The sequence below is a fragment of the Massilia eburnea genome (assembly GCF_050709955.1).
In the GTDB taxonomy this organism is placed as follows: Bacteria; Pseudomonadota; Gammaproteobacteria; order Burkholderiales; family Burkholderiaceae_D; genus Rugamonas; species Rugamonas eburnea_A.
The window spans coordinates 34,639-54,710 of record NZ_JBNZFX010000004.1; the positions used below are offsets into that span (position 1 = coordinate 34,639).

Consider the following 20,072-nt stretch of genomic DNA (forward strand, 5'->3'; position numbering starts at 1 on the left):
CAGTTATACATGCGCAAATACAACATGTATGGATCTTTTTTATGAAGCCGCCCGGAACATAAATACGCCGTGATAATCTTTGTGCCATGAGCTACAAAAGCCTCTGCGTGCTGCTGGCACTGTTGAGCGGCATGGCTGCCCATGCCGCGAAAGAGCCGCCGCTGCGCCTGTGCTTTGAAGATGTCGACCAGCGGCCATGGAGCACGCCAGACGGAAAAGGGCTTAATTTTGAATTATTAAAGAGAGTTGAATTACTCCTTAATGAACAATTTACTTATTCACCAAAGCCGTGGAAGCGTTGCTTAAATGAATTAAAACTTGGCCAGGTGGATGCAGTAGTTGGTGCAGCCGATGCAATTGACCGCCGCGCGTGGTCGCGCATTCCCCAATTACCCGATGGGCGTGAAGATCCAGGCCGCGCATTATTTGAAGATGCCGCCCTGGTTTTCCTGCGCGTGGGCGGCAACGGCAGCTGGGACGGCCACGAATTGCTGGCGCCCGGCAAGGTCGTGATTGTGCAGACCGGCTACCTGGTGGCGCAGCAATTGCGTGAAAGAGGCTTTATCCCCCATGACACGGTAAAGTCGGCTGCCGATGCACTGCGCATGCTGACCAAGGGCAGCTTTGACGTCGCCATCCTGCAGGGGCTGGAGGCCAGCAAGCTGGCGCATGAAGATCCCCGTTTCAAGGGCAAGGTCCAGCAGGCCGACCTGCCGTATTCCACCGTCAACCTGTACCTGATGGTAGGGCGCGGCGTCTACCAGCGCGACCCGCAACGGGTCGAAGCGATCTGGCAAGCCATCGGCAGCGTACGCCAGACCCGCGATTACCGGCAAATCGAGGAGGCGGCAGGCATAAAACATTTCCATTAATATTTTCATTGAGGAAATTTTATGGTTAAATAAAAGGCATGAATTTCCTCCTCGATGGACGCCTGTCCCTGATCACCCCCGAAGGCGTGCGTTTGCAGCTTGTTCCTGCCGGTCCGGTAGTACGCGCTTACGCATGGGTCATCGATTTTGCGGCCTGGGGTTTGGGGGCCAGCATCCTCATTTCGGTCCTCGGCGCCATCATTCCTTCCCAAAAACTGTTCAACGGCGTGACGGCCCTATTGTTCTTCTTCGCCTACTGGGCCTACCCGGTGCTGTGCGAGGTGTACGCCGGCGGCCGCACCCTGGGCAAGCAAGTGCTCGGGCTGCAGGTGCTGCGCGCCGACGGGCTGCCGGTGCGCTGGCGCGAATCGGTGCTGCGCAACCTGCTGATGGTGGCCGACTTCCTGCCGCTGTTTTACGCCTCCGGCTTGCTGGCCATGCTGTGCGACCGCCATTTCCGCCGGCTGGGCGACATCGTGGCCGGCACCCAGGTGGTGTACCGCGACAAGCCGCCCAAGCGCGTCGACATGGCCAATGCAGCCCCGTTGCCGCTGCCCTTCCCGCTGACGCCTGAACAGCAGCGCGCGCTGGCCGACCTGTTTGCACGCGAAAGCCGTCTGCCGCACGGGCGCATGCTGGAGCTGGCCGATATCGCCGAAGCGCTGACCGGCCGCGAAGGCGAAGCTTCGCTGGAACGCTTGCGCGGCATGGCCGCGGGATTGGTACGATGAAGCAAGCGCAATTCGAAGCGGCGTACGGTGCGCTGTGGAGCGAGATCGACACCCTGCTGGCCAAGCGCGCCGAAGGCCGCGAAGCCCTGCCCGAACAATACCGCCGGCTGTGCCAGTGCCTGGCCCTGGCCAGCCAGCGCGGCTACTCGCCGCAACTGGTGTCCTACCTGCACGGCCTGGTGGCGCGCTGCCATCACGCGCTATACGGCGTGGCGGCCGAACGCCCGACCGTGCTGCTGCAATGGCTGCGCGCCGACCTGCCGCGCCGCGTGCGCGCCGAATGGAAACTGCTGCTGCTGGTGCTGCTTTGCCTGCTCGGGCCAGCCATCGCCATCGGCACGCTGGTCTGGCACGACGCGCACAATGCCTTCATGTTTGCGTCGCCGGAAGAGCTGACCCGCATGCACCAGATGTACTCGCCGTCCAGCGTGAAGACCGGCCGCGGCGGCAGCGAAGGCGACCTGCAGATGTTCGGCCACTACATCTGGAACAACGTCTCGATCGGTTTCCGCACTTTCGCCAGCGGCATCTTCGGCGGCGTGCCGGCCTTGCTGAGCGTGCTGTTCAACGGCATGAAGATGGGCGTGGTGGCGGCGTGGCTCAGCCTTGACCCGGCTACCCGTACCAATTTCTGGTCCTTCGTGGTAACCCATTCCAGCTTTGAACTGACCGGCCTGGTGCTGTCCGGCGTGGCCGGCGTGCGGCTTGGCATGGCCCTGGTCAAGCCGGGCCGCCTGAGCCGCCGCCGCGCGCTGCAGGAAGCCAGCGTCCAGATGTACCCGGTGGTGGCGGGCGCCGCCCTGCTCACCGTGCTGGCGGCCTTCTTCGAAGCTTTCTGGTCGGCCAGCAGCCTGGCGCCGGCCGTCAAGTACAGCGTCGGCGCCGTGTGCTGGGCCATGGTTTTCCTGTTCTTCGGTTTCGCCGGCCGCGAGAAAGGCGTGCATGCAACTCGATAAGCTGCGCCTTGATTTGCGCCCGCGCAGCAATGCGCAAGGCCTCGACCTCGGCTTTGCCCTGCTGCATGCCGGCGGCGCCGACGTGTGGCGCGCCTGGTTGGCCCTGTGGCTGCCGCTGTCGGCGCTGGCCACCCTGATCAGCTGGTACAACCCCGACCTGGCCCTGGGCTGGCTGCTGCCATGGTGGCTGCGTCCCTTGCTGGAGCGCGCCCCGCTGCACGTGCTGGCGCGCCAGGTGTTCGGTGAACAGACCAGCTGGCGCGATGCCTTGCGCGCCTGGCCGCGCGAGCTCGGTGGCGGCTGGTTCCGCATGCTGACCTGGTGGCGCCCCTTCATGGCCGGGCGCGGCCTGCACCAGCCGGTGTGGGTGCTGGAACGGGCCCGCGGCAAGACCGCCACGGCGCGCCGCGCCACCATCGCGCGCAACGGCACCGGCGCCTCCGCCCTGCTGTTCGGCAGCACCTGCGCCAGCTTCGAGGCCGTGCTGATGTTCGGCATGCTGGCCCTGGCCGGCCTGTTCATGCCGGGCGAATCGCCCAACCCTTTTGCCTTGCTCGGCCTGACCGACCAGGGGCCGTTGCAGGCGGCGCTGGGCACCGCCGCGTGGTGCCTGGCCTGTGCCGTCATCGGTCCGATCTACACGGCCTGCACCTTCACGCTCTACCTGAACCGCCGCGCCACGCTGGAAGCCTGGGACATCGAAATCGTGCTGCGCCAGCTGCGTGCCCCGGCGCGTCCTGCGGCGGCGCGCCACGTTGCCGCCGTGCTGATGGCAGCGCCGCTGCTGGCGATGGCCCTGCTCGGCATGCCGCCGCCCGTGCAGGCAGCCACGCAAGCTGCCAGCGCAAAGCCCGTGGTCACCGAATGCGAGCCGCCGGAAGGGCTCAAGCAAGAGGACACTGGCCGCGGGCCTGACCGTTCGCCGCAACAGGCCGCGCTGCGCCACCAGCTCGATCAGGTTTTCGCACACGAAGACTTGCGCGGCTATCGCTGCGGCGAAGAGTGGGAACTGCGCGTTCCACTGGAAAAGGACAAGGAAAAGGAAAAGCCGAAATCCTCGCCGCTGATCCCGCGCTGGATGGCGGCCATCCTGGCTGGCCTGTTCAAGGTCGCCCTGATCGGCGGCGCCATCGTGCTGGTGGCCTGGCTGTTGTGGCGCTATGCCGCGCCGCTGCGCTTCCATTTCGCGGCGCCGCCCGAGCCCAAGCTGGCCACCGAAGTGGGCGGCCTGGATATCCGCGAAGAGAGCTTGCCGGCCGACGTGGCCGGCGCCGTGCGCGCGCTGTGGCAGCAAGGGCAGCAGCGCGCCGCGCTGGCGCTGCTCTACCGCGCCACCCTGTCGCGCCTGGTCAGCCGCCAGTCGCTCACGCTGCATCACGGCGCAACCGAAGGCGAATGCCTGGCGCAGGCGCGCAGTGCGCACGCCGCCGGCGCGCTCGATGCCGACAGCCTGGCGCTGGCCGACCAGTCCACCACGCTGTGGCTCAATGCCGCCTACGGCGCGCGCTGGCCGGCCGCTGACACCGTGGCGGCGCTGTGCACGCGCTGGCAGGCACATTTCGACCGCGAGGCAGCATGAAGCGCAGCCATTCGATCATGATCGCCATCGTTGCCGTGCTGCTGGCCGGCGCCGGCTACGAGCTATGGCACCTGTACTTCCACAAGGTGTGGCGCGGCCAGTACCACGTCTCAGAAGCGCAGGCAAAGAACCCGATGCTGGCGGCGACCCGGCTGCTGGAAGCGCGCGGCCATAAGGTCCGGGTCGAGCCCGTGCTCAGCTACCAGTTGCTGAACCAGCTGCCGGACGGCGTGATGCTGCTGTCGCGCTATGCGCGCCCGCCGGACGAGCGCCAGGCCAAGCTGCTGCTGGACTGGGTCCGCCGCGGCAACACCCTGGTCATGACGCCGGACTGGGTCGACGACAGCGACGACGACGACAGCCAGGCAGCCGCGTTCGACCAGGCAACCGACCCGCTGGGCAAGCACTTTGGCGTGGCGATGTCGGGCCGCACCCGGATCGACGATAGCTGCCGCATCGACCCGCTGGAGACCAAGCGCCGCGAAAAGCGCGCCGCCGCCAAAGCGGCGGACGCCGAGGAGGCAGATGAGGCCGAAGAGGCCGCAAAAGAACCCGAGGGGGCGCCCCACCTGGTCTGCCTGACCGCGCCCGGCGCCGCCAACACCATCGAGCTGGCCCGCCCATCCGACACGCTGCAACGTTTCGAAGGCAAGGGCCCGCAACCGCTGTGGGGCGACACCTACGGGCTGGCCGTGCTGGTGTATGGCGAAGGGCGCGGCAAGGTGGCGATGGTGGCCGTCGATGCCGGCGACAGCTATTTCGACAACGACATGCTGCGCCAGTTCGACCACGGCGAACTGCTGCTGTTGCTGGCCGGGCAGAGCGGCCCCCATGCACAAGTCATGCTGATGCAGCACAGCGAGCCGGTCGGATGGGCCGCCTGGCTGTGGCAGCACGCGCGCCTGGTCGTGCTCGGCCTGGCCGCCCTGCTGCTGTTGTGGACCTGGAGCGCCTCGCGCCGCTTCGGCCCGCTGCTGCAGGAAGCGGCCACCGCGCGCCGCGCCCTGATCGAGCATATCGAAGCCAGTGGCCGCTGGCTGTGGCGCTTGCCGCAAGGCCGCGCCCTGCTGCTGGAAGCCGTGCGCAAGAGCACCGAGAAGCAGCTGCTGCGCCGCCTGCCGGAACTGCACGCGCTGGATCCTGCCGAACGGGCACGCCGCATGGCGCGCCTGACCAGGCTGCCGGAAGCGCAAGTGCGCGATGCCCTGCTGGGCGCACCGGCCAGGCGCGCCGCCGACTTCACGCGGCAAATTTCAATACTCCAACAATTACGAGCCCATCATGAGCGATAGCATGTCCATCCAACCCAACAACGCCATTCCGGCCGACCGCCTGGCGCAGGCGATCGACATCGTGCAGCGCTTGCGCGAGGAAATCGGCCGCGCCATCGTCGGCCAGCAAACCGTGGTCGAACAGGTGCTGGCCTGCTGCTTGGCCGGTGGCCACGTGCTGCTGGAAGGCGTGCCGGGCCTGGGCAAGACCTTGCTGGTCAAGGCGCTGGCCAAGACCTTTGCCGGCGAATTCTCACGCATCCAGTTCACGCCCGACCTGATGCCGGCCGACGTGATGGGGCACGCCGTGTTCGACCAGCGCCAGCAAACCTTCAGCGTCCGCAAAGGGCCGGTATTCACCCACCTGCTGCTGGCCGACGAAATCAACCGCGCACCGGCCAAGACCCAGTCCGCCCTGCTGGAAGCCATGCAGGAGCGCCAGGTCACCATCGAAGGCGAGGCCCACACGCTGGAAGCGCCCTTCATGGTGCTGGCCACCCAGAACCCGCTGGAAAGCGAAGGCACCTACCCGCTGCCGGAAGCCCAGCTTGACCGTTTCCTGATCAAGGCGCACATCGCCTATCCAAGCGAGCAGGAAGAAACCGAGATGCTGCTGGCCGTGACGCAGGACCGCGTCGGCGATGCGCTGGAAGTGGCGCAGGTACGCACCTTGATCAAGCCGGAGGTCCTGGTCGCGCTGCAGCAGCTGGTGGCCCGCATCCGTGTCGATGAAACCGTCGCCAACTATGCCGTGCGCATGGCGCGCGCAACGCGCCAATGGCCCGGGGTGTCGGTCGGCGCCGGCCCGCGCGGCAGCATCGCCCTGATCCGCCTGGCGCGCGCCATGGCCTTGATGGCGGGCCGCGACTACGCCACGCCGGACGACATCAAGCAGGCCAGCCTGCCGGTGCTGCGCCACCGTATCGCCCTGTCGCCGGAAAGCGAGCTCGACGGCCTGGGTGCGGACGACATCCTGGCAGCGCTGATCGACTCGGTCGCCGCGCCGCGCAGCTGATGAAGCCAACCCGCCGCATGTTCCAGGCCCTGTTGGGCCTGACCGCGCTGGGCGTGCCGGCCAGCGTGTGGCCGGTGCTGCAGGCGCCGTGGCAAGTGCTGGGCGGCGCCCTGCTGCTGGCCGCGGGCGCCGATGCAATGCTGGCGCGCCGCCGCCCTGCCCTGCGCGCGGAACGCAGCATGGCAGGCGTACTGCCGGTCGGCGCCTGGCACGACGTGCGCCTGACCCTGCACAACGAAGGCAAGGCCGCGTTGCAGCTCGATGTGTTCGACGATTACCCCACGGCCTGGGAACTGGAAGGCATGCCGCACGCAACGCGGCTGGCGCCCGGTGCATTTTCCACGCTGAGCTACCGGGTGCGCCCGCTGGAACGGGGCGACGGCGACTTCGGCACGCCATGGCTGCGCGTGGCCGGCCCGCTCGGCCTGTGGCAGGCGACGCACCGCATCGGCCCGCAGCAGACCGCGAAAGTATTCCCGGACGTGGCACGCCTGCTGGGCCAGGCCCTGCGAGCCACCGACCGCCAGGCGCCGACGGCCGGCTCGCTGGTCAAGCGCCAGCGCGGCGAAGGCACCGACTTCCGCCAACTGCGCGAATACCGCCGCGGCGACAGCCTGCGCTCGATCGACTGGAAAGCCACGGCACGCCATCGCAAGCCGATCAGCCGCGAGTACCAGCTGGAACGCGACCAGCAGGTGGTGTTCCTGCTCGATACCGGCCGCCGCATGCTGGCGCGCGACGACGACACCAGCCATTTCGACCACGCGCTGTATGCGGTGCTGACGCTGGCCTTCGTGGCGGGCAAGCAGGGCGACGCGGTCGGTTTGATGAGTTTTGGCGTGGACAACCGCTGGCTGCAACCGGCCAAGGGCCGCATTGGCCTGGACCGCATGCTGGCCGGGGTATACGACCTGCAGCCGGGTGAAGCAGCCCCCGACTACCTGCGCGCGGCCAACGACCTGCTGAACCGCCTGAACCGGCGCGCCTTCGTGGTGCTGGTGACCAATGTGCGCGATGAAGACGACGTGGCGTTGCGCCAGGCCGTCGACCTGCTGTCCTCACGCCACCTGGTGATGTGCGCCAGCTTGCGCGAGCGCGCGCTGGACGCCGCCAGCACGGCGCCGGTGCAAGGCTTTGACGACGCCCTGCGCCTGGCAGCCAGCGAGCACTACCTGCAACAGCGCCAGGAAGCCATCCGCCGCCTGGGCCTGCGTTCCGGCCACCTGGTCGACGTCGCACCGGACCAACTGGCCGGAGCCCTGCTGAACCGCTACCTCGATATCAAAGAAAGCGGAGCGCTATAAAGCCGAACAGCAAGGCGCTGCCCAAGGCGGCGCCAAGCTTGACGCCAAAGTCGGGCGCCGGCGGCAGCGCGCCGAAGCGGTTTGCTGCCGGCGTACCGGGAGCCACCAGCAGGTAGAGCAGGAAGATGAACTGGAAGATGGGGAGCAGCAGGAATAGCGTCCACCAGCCGCTGACATCTAAATCGTGCAGGCGGCGGCGTGCCGCAGCCGCCAGTACCAGCATGGGGGTGGTGATAAACACCACGCCCATCACCAGCAAGCTGGCCTTGCCGGCATAGTCGGCGCCCGGGTCGGTAATGCCCGCCGCGACCCCGGACAGCAAGCCAAGCAGGATCGCCAACGGAATGCCCAGCAGGCTATACGCCAGGAAGCGCACACGCCCGAGGCGGCCATTCCAGGACAACAGCCGCGCCTCGCTGGCAGGTGCAAAACGCAGTTCCAGTCCGGCCCGGGGCGCGGCGTAAGGGTTATGCACGCTTACTGGCTGTCCTGCATCTGCGCAGCACGCGCCTTGTTGACGTAGTCCTGGTAAGCCGGGATGGAAATTGCGGCCAAGATACCGAACAGGACGCTGACCACTGGAATCGCCCAGGCCAGGATGATCACGCCGGTGGTGTTCGGCGCTGGAGCCGGGCCGTATTCATTCGAACCATGGTCGCCTTCGCCAAACAGCAGCCACAAGCCAACACCGATGTTAACCAACGGAACCAGCATCAGCAGGCTCAGCCAGCCCGTCTTGCCCAGGTCATTCAAGCGGCGGCGGGCCACCACAAAAATGGCGGCAAAATAGACTGCATAGCCCAGCAACATCCCGACGATGCCGCCAAAAGCACCGCCCAGGCCGCCCAGCACGGTGGTCAACAGCATCACGGGAATTAACAGCATGCCGGCGGCAAAGCCGTATGCCAGGTAACGCACGCGGCCAATACGGCCACTCAGGGAAAACAGCTTCGGCATATAGGTATCGTCGCTGACGCGTTCGGTCAGTTCGGATTGCGGCATTGAATATGGATTACTCACGGTTGCTCCTAAAGGGTATTCATTCGTTATTAAAGTTACCAGCGAGAAAATCTTACATTATTTTTTTACTAAGGCACAAGGTCGAATTCAAAACAACACCTGGCTTGCGGCTTGTTCCCGCGGCTGCGATACTTTCTTTAAAGATTGGACGGTTGCACAAAACACAAAACGCCGCCATGCATCCTTCACTCAAGTGCCAGGGCAAATTTTCCCTGAACTGGACCTACCTGAATGCCATCGCCTCCGGCGTGTCGGCCATCGACCTTGGCGGCCTGGCCCTGCGCAATCGGCATGACGCCCACCAGTTCGTGCGCGAATACGGCTTTGATATCGACAACCCGCACGCCTGCGAAGTGATCGCTGGCGCCCATGGCGAGGCGCTGGATTTCATCTGCACCCACTTCCTGGCCCCCGCCCAGGCCGCCCTGGTCCCGCCTGAAGTGCGCATGCCGGACGACCCGCTCGATTTGCTGGTCTTCGCCTCGCTGCACGGCAATGAACAGGTCGAGTCGCGCCGCATGTGGTCATGCGCCGTGCTGAAGGTCATGCACGGCATCTTCTACATCGATAACAACCTCAAACTGCGCTATTTCAATACCATTCGCCAGCAAGTGTTTGCCAGCCTGGATGAGGTGATCCACGAGGACGACGGCCAGTTTTACCTGAGCGATGGCGAGATTTGCCTGCCCTTGCTGCACTTTGACCGCAAAAACAACAAAAGCCGCGCCAGCATCCTGCTCAAGCTACTGCAGAAAGCGGCCTACCTGGCAGCCGATATCTTCGACCACCTCGGCGTGCGGCTGATCTTCAACACCCGCTTCGAATGCCTGCTCGCCTTGCGCACGCTGCAGCGCGCCCACCTGATCTCGGTGACCAATGTCGATTCCCAGCGCACCCGCAATACCCTGCTCGACATGGAAGCGGCCAAGGAAGTGTTCACGCAATACCGCTGCATGCTGGAAGCGGCCGACGGCTATCCCGCCGAACTGCTGGAAAAAATGGACGCGGAACTGATGGAAATCTCTTCACCGCAAACCCGTGCCGACAACCCGCACAGCGGCGCCGGCTTCAACAGCATCCAGGTAACGGTGCGCAAGATGATCCATTTGCCGCCGGATGACCCGGCAGCCAGCGGCCCCGATTACGACGTCGGCTTCTTCTTCGAGTACGAGATCCAGTTGATGGACAAGGCCAGCCATGACCGTACGCTGGAAGGCCCTGCCAGCCACGACGCCTACAAGAAACGCCAGGTCGAAACCGCCCGCTTGCGCGTGCTGGGACGCGACCTGGTCCGCTACCTCGAGACCCAGCCCCCAACGCAGCTGGCTAGTGCGTCCTGACGCCTTCCGGCGCGCCTGTCGTGGCGCCCGGCTGCATCACATGTTCAGGCGGCGTTCCCTCATGGATCATGCCACGGATGGCACTGCGCAATTCAGGACTATCCGCGTGCTTGTGGACCGAGACTGCATGCTGGACAGCGACTTCCAGCAACTCGTCTTCGTTGTCTGCCGATATGGCGACGCTGCATTTGGCATCGCTGGGGAATTCACGGCAGTCGATATATTTGCGGGTCATGGCGACCTCCCTTCCGAAGAGCTACTTACACTATAGGCCGTTTGGCCCGCAATTCCATGCTACATTTGCCTGCCTGTTAACGAAGCATGGGGGTGCAATGCTGTTCCGCTCAATCGCCCTGGCCTTTGCCTTGTTCGCCAGCAATTCCCAGGCGGCGGCGCTTGATCGCGCGCTGGAACAAACAATGGCCGCGAATGCCCAGCGCTATGTAATCGCCAGCCAGGCGGTACTGGTCGCGCGCAACGGCGCCACCGTTTTCCGCAACGTCGCCGGCGCACGGCGCGACGAACTGTTCCCCGTATATTCCGTCAGCAAGTTGCTGGCCAGCGTGCTGGTGATGCAGCTGGTGGAAGCCGGCCAATTGGACCTGGACCAGCCAGCCGGTGCCTACCTTCCCAGCCTGCCGCCGCGCTGGCAGCAGATTCCGGTCCGGCATTTCCTGAACCATAGCTCAGGACTGCCCGAATATTTCGACCTGGGCGGCCCGGCAGGGCCGAATTTCGCGCCGACCCTGCAGGCGGCGTTCGCCACCCTGGCCGACAAGCCGCTGGCGTTCGAACCCGGCAGCGCCACCCGCTACACCCAAACCAATTTCCTGCTGCTGGAGGCCCTGCTGGAGGCGCACTACGGCAGGCCGTACACGCAGATCGCCAATCAACGCATCATCAATAAACTGGGCTTGAAGAACACTTATCTTGGCCATGGCAGCGCCAGCCGCCATGGCATGGTGCGCAGCTTTATCGGCAAGAACGGCAAGCTGCAGCCCGATCCCGTGGTCCCCTGGCCCGAATACGCCAATGTCCATGCCGAGTTGTTCACCACAGTGGACGACCTGGCCGCTTTCCTGCATGCGGTGGCACGCGGCGAACTGGCCAGCCAGGAAACGCTGCGCAAGCTGTGGCAGCCGCAGCAGATGGCCAATGGACAACAGGGCTGGTTCGCCTCCGGCTGGGAGTTCGGCAAGAGCGGCGGCTACGAATATGTCGGGCACGACGGCGGCACCAAGGTGCGCGTACGCCTGCTGTGGCCCGATCGCAACGGCGGCGACGGCGGCGACAGCTATACCATCATCTACCTCACCAATGGCAGCGCGCACAACGCCTGGTCGCGCACCCTGGTCGAGAGCGTGATGGCGGCAATCGATCCGGCCCGCTTCCCGCTGGAAGCGCTTTCGGAGCAACTGATCGATTACGCCAGCCGGCCGCCTGCCACACCGGCCCCATCCGAGGCGCTATGGCAACAGTTGCAGGCGCTGGCGGCACGCGATGGCGCAGCCCTGGAGCGGCGCATCAATGAAACCGGCTATGCGCTGCTGGAAACGCGCGGCAGCGGCGCCGCAATCAAGGTCTTCGAATTGAATACGCGCCTGTTCCCGCAATCGGGCAATGCGCGCGACAGCCTGGCGCAGGCCCAGGCAGCAGCCAGGTCGCCATAGAGGGAAGCCCGGCCGGCGCCTCCCTGCCCTGCTTGCCCATCAGTTTTTCCTCTTGCCCGGCTTCTTCTCGAGCTCTTTGGAGGCCGGCGTCGAACCGCCCTGCACGCCCAGCGCGCCGCCGGTGCCCATGCCGCCGGCAACTTCCTGCGCCTTGTAGTTGCGCACCGCCTTCACCAGCTGGTTATACGAGTCCATGAAGGAGGCAATCAGGATCTTGCCTTCCGGCGTATTCGAATAGCCACCGGCCGCGCCGAAACCGCCGCCGCCAAACAAGGCGCCACCAACATTGAAGTCATAATTCTTGGCGCTGCCTTCCGCCGCCGCCAACTGGATGCCGGAACGGTTATCCACCATCAGCAAGGTGGTGGACGCCTCGTTGGCCTTGAGCCCGCCTGCTACCACGCCCGCCACGCTGCCCAGCAGTCCAAGCCCGCCCAGTGCGCCGCCCATGCCTTGCGTGCCTTTCTGGCTGAAGGCAATGCTCGGGCTCATGGTGTAGTCGGCCGCCACCATCTGTCCCTTGCCGTAGTTGCTGCCGGAGCGCATTTCCCCCGACGAAGCCAGGGCACGCTCCTGCATCAGCTTGCCCATTGCCGCGCCACGCTCGACGACGACGAAGCAATTCGATTGCTGGATCATCATGCGCAGCACCGGCACGGTCGAGCCGAGCTTGTATTGCGACAAATGGTGGTACCACGGTGCCGCGGTATCTTCCACCACGCCCAGCGTACCGAGCGGCTTGTCACATTTTTCCAACTGCGTGTTCGCATTCGACGCCGTGGCGCCCCCCGCGGAACCCGTAGCCATGGTTGGCGCACCGCCCAGCTTGGGATCCGTGCCGGCGCAAGCCGAAAGCAGCAGCATTGCCAGTCCGGCTAAGGTAGTCCCTGATTTGACGAACTTGTCCATGTTCACTCCCCCAGTAGAAACGACCGTTTGAACTCATCGGCGTTCTTTGAGAATAGGCCACATCGACAAAAAATCTATGTATAGTTATTAGCGCAAGACCAACTCAACTGTTAGAAGGAACCCTCATGAAAAAGCTGATCATTGCCGCACTGGCCCTGTCTTGTTCCGCCGCATTCGCCGCGGACCCGGCGCCGGCAAAGAACTCCCAACAATCCAAAATGACGACCTGCAACAAGGAAGCCGAGGGCAAGAAGGGCGATGAACGCAAGGCATTCATGAAGGAATGCCTGAGCAAGAAGCCTGCCGCGCCGGCGACGCAGCAGGACAAGATGAAGGCCTGCAACGCCGACGCGACAGGCAAGAAAGGCGATGACCGCAAGGCATTCATGAAAGAATGCCTGAGCGCGAAGAAGGCTGCCTGATCAGCTCAACCTTACTTTAAGCCGCTGGCGAGGCGTGGCGACGACAGCAATGTCTTGAACGCTTCCCAGCGCTGCTTGCGGGCGGCGGCCGGGTCGCTGGCCGTCACATGCTTTTCCACCCAGGCCTTGACCATGTCCTTGCCCAGGTTGTAGTTGATCACGTAGCCGCGGTTGGCGTCATAGAACGACAGGCGCTGCGCCGATTTCTCCGGCGGGTACAGTGCCACATTGACCAGCCATTCAATGGTCTGCTCACGCGTCCATTTCCCTTCCAGGTAAGCCTGTGCCGCATCGTTGTCGGCATAGCTCAGCTTGCCCAGCAGCTTCATCAGTTTTGCATACTGCGGCGCCAATGCCGGGTCCAATCCAGCCAACGGGTACAGCACTTTCTGCTCGAAGGCCAGGCGTTCGTCGTCGGTAAACGCCATTTCGATGCCGTAATTCGCGCTGCCCTCGGCGATCAGCGACATCGGCGAGTACAGCGGGTACACGCTGAACTCGACCCAGTTGCGCTGCTTGACCAGCGACTGCTCGAGCAAGGCGTTGTAGACGTGGTGGCCCGGATAGCCTTCGTGGCAGCCCAGGTCCACCGCACGTTCGATATAGATCGGGAATTCGGTATTGATCTGGATCAGGCTGTGCGCATTGCCCTTGTACCAGTTATAGCCGGACCACGGCTTGTTGCTGACGAATTCCAGTACGAAGCTTTCCTTCTGCGGCAACGCCATGAAAGCAGCGGTGCGCTCGCGGCACGCGGCAATGGACGCGTCGAACACCGGCTTCAGCTTATCCTTCGGTATCGCGAATTTCGCGCGGAAGGCTTTCAGGCGCTCCGGCAGCGTGCCCGCCCCCGCCAGCAGCTTTTCAACCTGCGCCACCAGCGCCATGTAGTAAGCGCGGTCATGGTGCGGGGTCACCGCGTCGTACAACAGCGCAGTCTCTTCGTCGAAGCTGAACTTGCGGCCCTCCATCATCTCGACGCGGGCCTGCATGGCCTTGAGCTGCTTGGACAGGAACTCGATGCGCAGTGCTTCGTCGGCGCCGCCGGCTTTCTGCTGCGCGATGTCGCGCTGGGCGGCCACGACGCCGGCCTTGATCGACGCCAGGCTTTGCTTGTTCTTCGCCGCTTGCTGCTCCAGTTCCGGCGGGCCGTAGTAAGCGTCCACGTAGCTGGCATCATGCTGGCCGATGGCCAGCGCCAGCTTGCGGTATTGCTCCGCCACGTCCTGCACCGGCGCTGCCATGGCGCTGCCTGCCATCAGCATGGCCAGTCCTCCTAATACGATTTTTTTCATTGTCTCCTCTACGGCCTGTGTCAAAGTCGTAGAGTGTAACTCAGCCCGTGCGCAGCTGGCGGGCCAGGTCGGCCAGCCGATACGGCTTGCCGACGATGGCGAATTCCTGATCGGATTGCGGGAAACCGGAAGACAGGATGATCTTGACCGCCGGGTAGCGCTGGCGCACTTCGCGCGCCAGTTCCAGCCCGGTCATCCCGTTCGGCATCATCACATCGCTGAACAGCACGTCGACTTCGCTATCGCGCTGCAGGATGCGCAAGGCGGCTGCCGCATCGTTGGCATGCAAGGTGCCGTAGCCCATCGAGTGGAACAGCTCGCGCGCCGATTCCATCACCAGCGGATCGTCTTCCACGATCAGCACGCGCTCCTCGCGCGTGCTGCGCGGCGCCGACGCCTCCGGCTGCGACTCCTCCAGCGCCGGCAGGAACAGGTTGATCGTGGTGCCCTTGCCTTCTTCGGTATCGATCGTCACCGCCCCGCCGGATTGCACTATAAAACCGTACACCTGGCTCAGGCCCAGGCCGGAACCCTTGCCAACTTCCTTGGTGGTATAGAACGGCTCGAAGGCGCGCTGGCGCACTTCCTCGGTCATGCCGGTGCCGGTGTCGGCTACGCTCACGCGCACGTAGTCGCCCGCCGGCAGCGCGCCGGCCTGGTTGGCCCTGAGCCTGACGTTGCGGGTGGTGACTTCCAGCGTGCCGCCTTCCGGCATGGCATCGCGCGCATTCACCACCAGGTTAAGCAAGGCAGCTTCGAAGCGCGCTTCGTCGATCGAAGCCTGGCGCAGCTTGGAATCAAGGTCCATTTCAAAGCGCATCAGCGGACCGGCGGCGCGCCTCAGCACGCCTTCGAAACCGAGCACCAGGCGATTCAATTGCTGCACGCTGGGCTCCAGCGGCTGCTGGCGCGCAAAGGCCAACAGCTGCTGCGTCAATGCCGCGCCACGGTCGACCGCACGCCGCATGCTGTCCAGCACACGCGCCCCGGCATCTTCCGGCGGCGCCGTGCGCAGGATATCGATGCCGTTCGATACCACGGCCAACAGGTTGTTGAAGTCGTGCGCCACGCCGCCGGTCAACTGGCCGATCGATTCCATTTTCTGGGCTTGAAACAAAGCCGCCCGTGCCAGCTCCAGCGATTCCTGCGCCTGGCGCTGTTCGGTGTTGTCGCGCGTGACTTTGGCGAAGCCGAGCAACTCGCCCTCGTCGTCGTACAGCGCATCGATAACGGCATGCGCCCAGAAGCGCGTGCCGTCCCTGCGCACGCGCCAGCCTTCGCTTTCATAACGGCCCTCGCGCGCCGCGATGACCAGCGCGCGTTCCGGCACACCCGCCGCCTTGTCGTCTTCAGTGAAGAAGCGGCGGTAGTGGGTGCCGAGCACCTGCTCCGGCGCGTAGCCCTTGATGCGTTCCGCGCCCAAGTTCCAGTTGGTGATCAGGCCCTGCGGCGACAGCATATAGATCGCGTAGTCGATCACGCCTTGCACCAGCAGGCGGAAGCGCTGCTCGCTTTCGCGCAGCGCTTCCATCACGCGCTTGCGCTCCGTGATGTCGCGCGTGACGTTGGCAAAGCCGACGTGATCGCCTTCCTGGGTATAGATCGGATCGATCACCACGCTGGCCCAGAATTGCGAACCATCCTTGCGCACCCGCCAGCCCTCGCTTTCAAAGCGGCCTTCGCGCAGCGCGGTGGCGAGGGACCGCTTTGCCAAGCTGGCATCCTGGTCTTCCGGCGTATGGAAGCGGGAGAAGTGCGTGCCCAATATCTCTCGCTCGCTGTAACCGTTGAAGCGCTGGGCGCCCGCATTCCAGCTGCTGATGCGGCCTTCGGTGTCCATCATGTAGATCGCATAGTCGCTGATGCTGGATACCAGAAGTTCATATCTGGTTGACAGACTCTCAAGCGCTGGGGCTTCATTGATCATCAGTAGCTGAGCGCACTGGTGCGCGCCCTGATTTGTGCGAGGATTTCAGCAGGATGCCACAATCTGCAATTATGTGGAAAACGACTATGTTGCTGGTTGTCGCCTCAGCCACGGCGCTACCCACAGTGGAAGTCCCCAACACCCGCTCGCCGGTGGACAAGTCATACCGCAAGATGCTGCAAGGCGCGGAGCGATTCAAACGCGAACACACGCTGGCGCCGCAGGCCATCTTGCGCTTCCGCCTCCTGCCGCGCCAGCCCGGCACTGACATGCAGGGCATCAAGCTGAAGGTGCTGGGCGATACCAGCAGCATGGCGGTACCGATCGGCGCCGACAACAGCTTCACGCTGGAATACAACGAACTGCTGTGGCGTGAAGACGCCGCCGTGCTGGCCAACCGCAAAACCTTGTCCATGACATGGCGCGCCGAAGTGCGCAGCGCCGCTGTGCCGCAAGGCATGCGGCGCCTGGGCGACCTGCGGCTGGAATGCCTGGTCGGCATGGAGGCCGGGCTGGTCTCGAACAATGCCCACCTGTTTGCCTGGCTCGATGAATACCTGCGCAGTCCCGACCGGGTATGCAGCGACCCGCACGGCAACTATCTGTACTTCGCAGAAAAACCTTTGTTCTCCATCACCCTGCAGGCAGGCGAACGGCGCGCCACCCTGCCCTTCCATGCGCTGTATGCCGGCAATCCGCCGGTCGCCGAAATGCCCTACTGCGATTGCCAGGTACTGCTGGAGCGCAGCTATTTTGCACCGGTGTGGGACCGCTCCTGGCCGGACGACACCTTGCTGAGCTTTGAATACATGGACGACCCGCCGCCTGCCAGCCCGGCCGCGCCGCGCGACCGCACTGCGGCGCAGGCGATGCTGGGCCCGCCGCAGCTCAGCCGGCGCTTTGACAGCGGACGCGAAGTCTGGCTGTACCAGTCCGCAGCACCCGGCCCAGCAGAACCCGGCCCCGACGGCCGCCCGCGCATGGGCGAGCACGTGCTGCTGTTCGACGCCAACGGCACCACCCTGAAGTCGCGCCAGCGTGCGCCTTGAAAGTCGGGGTCAGCTCCGGCAATCGGACATAAATTTCGCTTTGCGAAATTTATGTCCGATTGCCGGAGCTGACCCCGACTTTTGTTTAAGAAGTTTTTAAGGTTTGTTGAGGAAGTTTTTAAGAACGCGACGGTGTCTTGATGACTACCATTCTCTTCGGACCAACCCGAGGATGAATGAAATGAGCAAACCACGAATCAACATGTACGCCGGCATCCACAAGGCGCTGCGCAACTTCATGAGCGACACCGAAGGCCGCTTGTCGCGCACCGATGCCGCCGATGACGAAGACCTGCACGGCGCACTGGCTCAGGTACGCGATCTGTTGGGAGCGATGCGCAAGCACCTCCAGCATGAACGCGACTTCGTGCACCCCGCGATGCATGCGCGCCGCCCCGGCTCCGCACAGGTGGCGGAAGGCGACCATGACCACCATGACTGGGCCATCGACAAGCTGCTGGCCCAGTGCGCCCACTGCGCCAGCGCGGCCGGCGGCGCACGCATCCGCCACCTCGAATACCTGCACCTGCAACTGACGGTCTTCATCGGTGAAAACCTGGTGCACATGAACCTGGAGGAGACTGAGCAAAATGCCGTGCTGTGGGCCTGCTACAGCGACGAGGAACTGCACGCAATCCACGAACTCATCATCGCCGCCATTCCGCCGCAGGAGATGCAGTCGACCATGCGCTGGATGATTCCCGCCCTGAGCCCGGCCGAGCGCGCGGGCATGTTGCTGGGCATGCGTGCCGGCATGCCGGCGCCAGTGTTCGAGGGTGTACTCGCGCTGACCCGCAGCTTGATCAGCGCACGCGATATGCAGAAGCTGGAAGCGGCACTGGAGGCGCCGCAGCCAATCGCCGCATGAGCCACGGCCGGGTCAGGCTTGCGTCAACTGCAATGGGCGCTGGACGCAAAGCCGGAAATGTCCGCGCCCTGTTTTCTCGATCCGAACCGGTGCCTCGCGTTCGCACAGCCGCCGTGCCAGCAGCACCAGGCGCGCTTCAAGGTTGTCGCTGACGTCGGGCAGCCGTACGCGCTGGTCCAGGCGTAGTTCGCGATTGCTGAAGGCCGTCTTGCCATGCGCGACAAAATCCTGCAGCATCGCCCACAGCACGGCCCCCGCCACGCCCTTGATCATGTAGTCATCTCCGAAGAAGACGGAATCGTTGTCGGGAAAATGGCGCACCGCCAATGGTGCGCCCTGCACATCGGGCATCGCTGCCGGTTCCGGCTCGGGCTCAGGCACCGGCACGTTCTGCATGATGTGCATCGCCATCGCCAATTGGCCGCACAAGGTCACCAGCGCATCTTCATCGTCGTACGTGAAACGCAGGTCCTGCGGACTTTCCACGTACAGCACGCCGATCAGGCGCTCGCAGCCCTGGATCGGCACCGCTAGCTGGCTGCGCGATTCGGCCAGGCCGGGGTAAGGAATCTCAGTCTGCAGGGCGTGCGCCAGCCCGGTGCCCTCGGCTTGCTGCCGAATCGCGCGGCTGTAGCTGTACTCCGCCGTCATATGGCTGATGCGGATTGCCGTGCCTTCGCGCGCGGCGACACCGATCACGCCCTGCCCCAGCGGGATTTCCGAGCCCACGCCAGATTGTTCGTAACCGTGGCTGGCCACCGTGTACAGGCACGCCGCCTGCGGATCATGCAGCAACAGCATGGCGTGGCTGATGCCCAACTTCTCGTGCAGGCAAGCCATGGTTTCATCGAACAGTTGCGCCAGGTCGCGGCAGGCCAGTAGGCGCTCGGAGCACAGGCGCAGCGCCGCCAGCATATTGCGCGCCGGCGGTGGCGGCGGCGCTACATCGCCATCCACGCAAATGATCTCGTTTACGCGGAACACGTCGGAGCCGAGCAGCTTGAACACGCCCGTCATGCCGGTGTGCGAAGCCAGGCCGGCCAGCTTGGCCTTCATGCTTTCGAACAGCTGGCCGGAAGTTTCTGTACGCAGGTATTGCAGCGCCAGCGAGTACTGGGCGCCGGTGTAGGGATTGACCACCGTCAGCCGGGCATGCGGGTTGGCCAGGATGTTGGCGCGCGTCTTGTTGAAGAACTGGTAGGACAGCGCTACATGGTCGCGGTCCATGTACTGCACTTGCGACAGGTAGGAGGCGTTCGGCATGCCTGCCAGGTCGGCCGTGCCCAGCACCGCCGGGATCACGCCCTCGAAGCACTCGCGGATGGTGTCGAGCATGATCGCGTTCATTCGCCCGCCTCCAGCTTCTTCCCGGCGTTGGGGCCGGGCGTCTGGCTATACGCCTCGCTCGGGCAAAAGCTCAGCGCCACCAGTTCTTCCGGCGGGCAGGATAGCAGCGTGCGCACCATCTTCTCGTGGAAGCCGATCGCCCCCACCTCCGCGACGAAGGCATCCCGGTAAGCCTCCACTAGCTGCACGTCCTCCGGCTGCAGCGCCGCCACCCGCGCATCGCGGCTTTTCAGCTGCATGGTGCGGTGGGTAGAAGGCTGGGTGAAGGCCACGGCAATGGCGCCGCTGGCAAAGATATCGCGCTGCACCGCCTGCGACTTCGCTTCCGGTACGAAAACCGTGACGCGGCTGCCGTCGTCGCTGACGCGGCAGCCGATGGCGCGCACCAGCTGGGGCATGCCGTTGCGGTCGCAACTGGCTACACTGATCGAGACGCCCCCGCGCATGAACGCAATTTGACCGGGATCGAGATTTGCTGCACTCATGACAACATTCTA

Annotated in this window: 20 protein-coding genes; 12 read left to right on the forward strand and 8 right to left on the reverse strand. The window is 64.3% G+C overall.

The genetic code is table 11. From position 1 onward, the window contains the following. The first annotated feature begins 107 nt into the window (after window positions 1-107). The 7 genes from ACQ4MM_RS04415 to ACQ4MM_RS04445 are packed head-to-tail and all read left to right on the forward strand — an operon-like array spanning window position 108 to window position 7,728. Entirely contained in the window at window positions 108-872 is a 765-nt protein-coding gene (locus tag ACQ4MM_RS04415) for a substrate-binding periplasmic protein (protein ID WP_431476245.1), read from the forward strand. Between the two features lie 38 nt (window positions 873-910). Further along, the gene (locus ACQ4MM_RS04420; RefSeq protein WP_431476246.1) at window positions 911-1,603 is read left to right on the forward strand and encodes an RDD family protein; all 693 of its coding nucleotides are present in this window, start codon (window positions 911-913) and stop codon (window positions 1,601-1,603) included. After that, window positions 1,600-2,559 (forward strand): stage II sporulation protein M, encoded by a 960-nt coding sequence (locus ACQ4MM_RS04425; protein ID WP_431476247.1) that lies wholly within the window; start codon window positions 1,600-1,602, stop codon window positions 2,557-2,559. The genes ACQ4MM_RS04420 and ACQ4MM_RS04425 overlap by 4 nt, the downstream gene beginning before the upstream one ends. Further along, window positions 2,546-4,138, forward strand: coding sequence for a hypothetical protein (locus ACQ4MM_RS04430; RefSeq protein ID WP_431476248.1), 1,593 nt, complete (start codon window positions 2,546-2,548; stop codon window positions 4,136-4,138). Before ACQ4MM_RS04425 ends, ACQ4MM_RS04430 begins: the two co-directional genes overlap by 14 nt. After that, window positions 4,135-5,430 carry a DUF4350 domain-containing protein gene (locus ACQ4MM_RS04435; RefSeq protein WP_431476249.1) on the forward strand — a complete coding sequence of 432 codons (1,296 nt, stop codon included), beginning with the start codon at window positions 4,135-4,137 and terminating at the stop codon, window positions 5,428-5,430. The genes ACQ4MM_RS04430 and ACQ4MM_RS04435 overlap by 4 nt, the downstream gene beginning before the upstream one ends. 1 nt (window position 5,431) lies before the next feature. After that, window positions 5,432-6,424 (forward strand): AAA family ATPase, encoded by a 993-nt coding sequence (locus tag ACQ4MM_RS04440; RefSeq protein ID WP_431476250.1) that lies wholly within the window; start codon window positions 5,432-5,434, stop codon window positions 6,422-6,424. Continuing rightward, window positions 6,424-7,728 carry a DUF58 domain-containing protein gene (locus ACQ4MM_RS04445; RefSeq protein WP_431476251.1) on the forward strand — a complete coding sequence of 435 codons (1,305 nt, stop codon included), beginning with the start codon at window positions 6,424-6,426 and terminating at the stop codon, window positions 7,726-7,728. The genes ACQ4MM_RS04440 and ACQ4MM_RS04445 overlap by 1 nt, the downstream gene beginning before the upstream one ends. Here the strand turns inward: ACQ4MM_RS04445 and ACQ4MM_RS04450 are convergent. Continuing rightward, entirely contained in the window at window positions 7,706-8,203 is a 498-nt protein-coding gene (locus ACQ4MM_RS04450) for a DUF805 domain-containing protein (RefSeq protein ID WP_431476252.1), read from the reverse strand. The two genes, ACQ4MM_RS04445 and ACQ4MM_RS04450, sit on opposite strands and share 23 nt — an antisense overlap. A gap of 2 nt (window positions 8,204-8,205) precedes the next feature. Next, window positions 8,206-8,748, reverse strand: a complete 543-nt coding sequence (locus ACQ4MM_RS04455; RefSeq protein WP_431476253.1) for a DUF805 domain-containing protein — start codon at window positions 8,746-8,748, stop codon at window positions 8,206-8,208. Between the two features lie 176 nt (window positions 8,749-8,924). Here ACQ4MM_RS04455 and ACQ4MM_RS04460 point away from each other — a divergent pair, with 176 nt between their 5' ends. Continuing rightward, the gene (locus ACQ4MM_RS04460; protein ID WP_431476254.1) at window positions 8,925-10,088 is read left to right on the forward strand and encodes a TIGR04552 family protein; all 1,164 of its coding nucleotides are present in this window, start codon (window positions 8,925-8,927) and stop codon (window positions 10,086-10,088) included. Here the strand turns inward: ACQ4MM_RS04460 and ACQ4MM_RS04465 are convergent. Then, entirely contained in the window at window positions 10,075-10,323 is a 249-nt protein-coding gene (locus ACQ4MM_RS04465) for a DUF1059 domain-containing protein (protein ID WP_431476255.1), read from the reverse strand. The two genes, ACQ4MM_RS04460 and ACQ4MM_RS04465, sit on opposite strands and share 14 nt — an antisense overlap. A gap of 97 nt (window positions 10,324-10,420) precedes the next feature. On the opposite strand from ACQ4MM_RS04465, the gene ACQ4MM_RS04470 reads away from it, so the two are divergent. Next, complete coding sequence (locus tag ACQ4MM_RS04470) at window positions 10,421-11,758, forward strand: serine hydrolase domain-containing protein (protein ID WP_431476256.1); 1,338 nt, start codon at window positions 10,421-10,423, stop codon at window positions 11,756-11,758. 39 nt (window positions 11,759-11,797) lie between these two features. Here ACQ4MM_RS04470 and ACQ4MM_RS04475 read toward each other — a convergent pair whose 3' ends face one another. Further along, window positions 11,798-12,667 (reverse strand): CsgG/HfaB family protein, encoded by an 870-nt coding sequence (locus ACQ4MM_RS04475; protein WP_431476257.1) that lies wholly within the window; start codon window positions 12,665-12,667, stop codon window positions 11,798-11,800. A 125-nt stretch (window positions 12,668-12,792) separates the two neighbouring features. Here ACQ4MM_RS04475 and ACQ4MM_RS04480 point away from each other — a divergent pair, with 125 nt between their 5' ends. After that, window positions 12,793-13,089 (forward strand): PsiF family protein, encoded by a 297-nt coding sequence (locus ACQ4MM_RS04480; protein WP_431476258.1) that lies wholly within the window; start codon window positions 12,793-12,795, stop codon window positions 13,087-13,089. An 11-nt stretch (window positions 13,090-13,100) separates the two neighbouring features. Here the strand turns inward: ACQ4MM_RS04480 and ACQ4MM_RS04485 are convergent, their stop codons facing one another. Both ACQ4MM_RS04485 and ACQ4MM_RS04490 read right to left on the reverse strand, forming a co-directional pair. Continuing rightward, window positions 13,101-14,384 (reverse strand): hypothetical protein, encoded by a 1,284-nt coding sequence (locus tag ACQ4MM_RS04485; RefSeq protein WP_431476259.1) that lies wholly within the window; start codon window positions 14,382-14,384, stop codon window positions 13,101-13,103. 40 nt (window positions 14,385-14,424) lie between these two features. Next, window positions 14,425-16,311, reverse strand: coding sequence for a PAS domain S-box protein (locus ACQ4MM_RS04490; protein ID WP_431476260.1), 1,887 nt, complete (start codon window positions 16,309-16,311; stop codon window positions 14,425-14,427). Between the two features lie 86 nt (window positions 16,312-16,397). Between ACQ4MM_RS04490 and ACQ4MM_RS04495 the strand changes: the two genes are divergently transcribed. Beyond that, window positions 16,398-17,360 (forward strand): hypothetical protein, encoded by a 963-nt coding sequence (locus tag ACQ4MM_RS04495; RefSeq protein ID WP_431476261.1) that lies wholly within the window; start codon window positions 16,398-16,400, stop codon window positions 17,358-17,360. A 181-nt stretch (window positions 17,361-17,541) separates the two neighbouring features. After that, complete coding sequence (locus ACQ4MM_RS04500) at window positions 17,542-18,228, forward strand: hemerythrin domain-containing protein (RefSeq protein ID WP_431476262.1); 687 nt, start codon at window positions 17,542-17,544, stop codon at window positions 18,226-18,228. 12 nt (window positions 18,229-18,240) lie between these two features. Here ACQ4MM_RS04500 and ACQ4MM_RS04505 read toward each other — a convergent pair whose 3' ends face one another. Together ACQ4MM_RS04505 and ACQ4MM_RS04510 are read right to left on the reverse strand one after the other, a co-directional pair. Continuing rightward, entirely contained in the window at window positions 18,241-19,575 is a 1,335-nt protein-coding gene (locus ACQ4MM_RS04505; protein ID WP_431476263.1) for a GAF domain-containing protein, read from the reverse strand. Further along, the gene (locus ACQ4MM_RS04510; protein WP_431476264.1) at window positions 19,572-20,060 is read right to left on the reverse strand and encodes a hypothetical protein; all 489 of its coding nucleotides are present in this window, start codon (window positions 20,058-20,060) and stop codon (window positions 19,572-19,574) included. The genes ACQ4MM_RS04505 and ACQ4MM_RS04510 overlap by 4 nt, the downstream gene beginning before the upstream one ends. Window positions 20,061-20,072 lie beyond the last annotated feature (12 nt).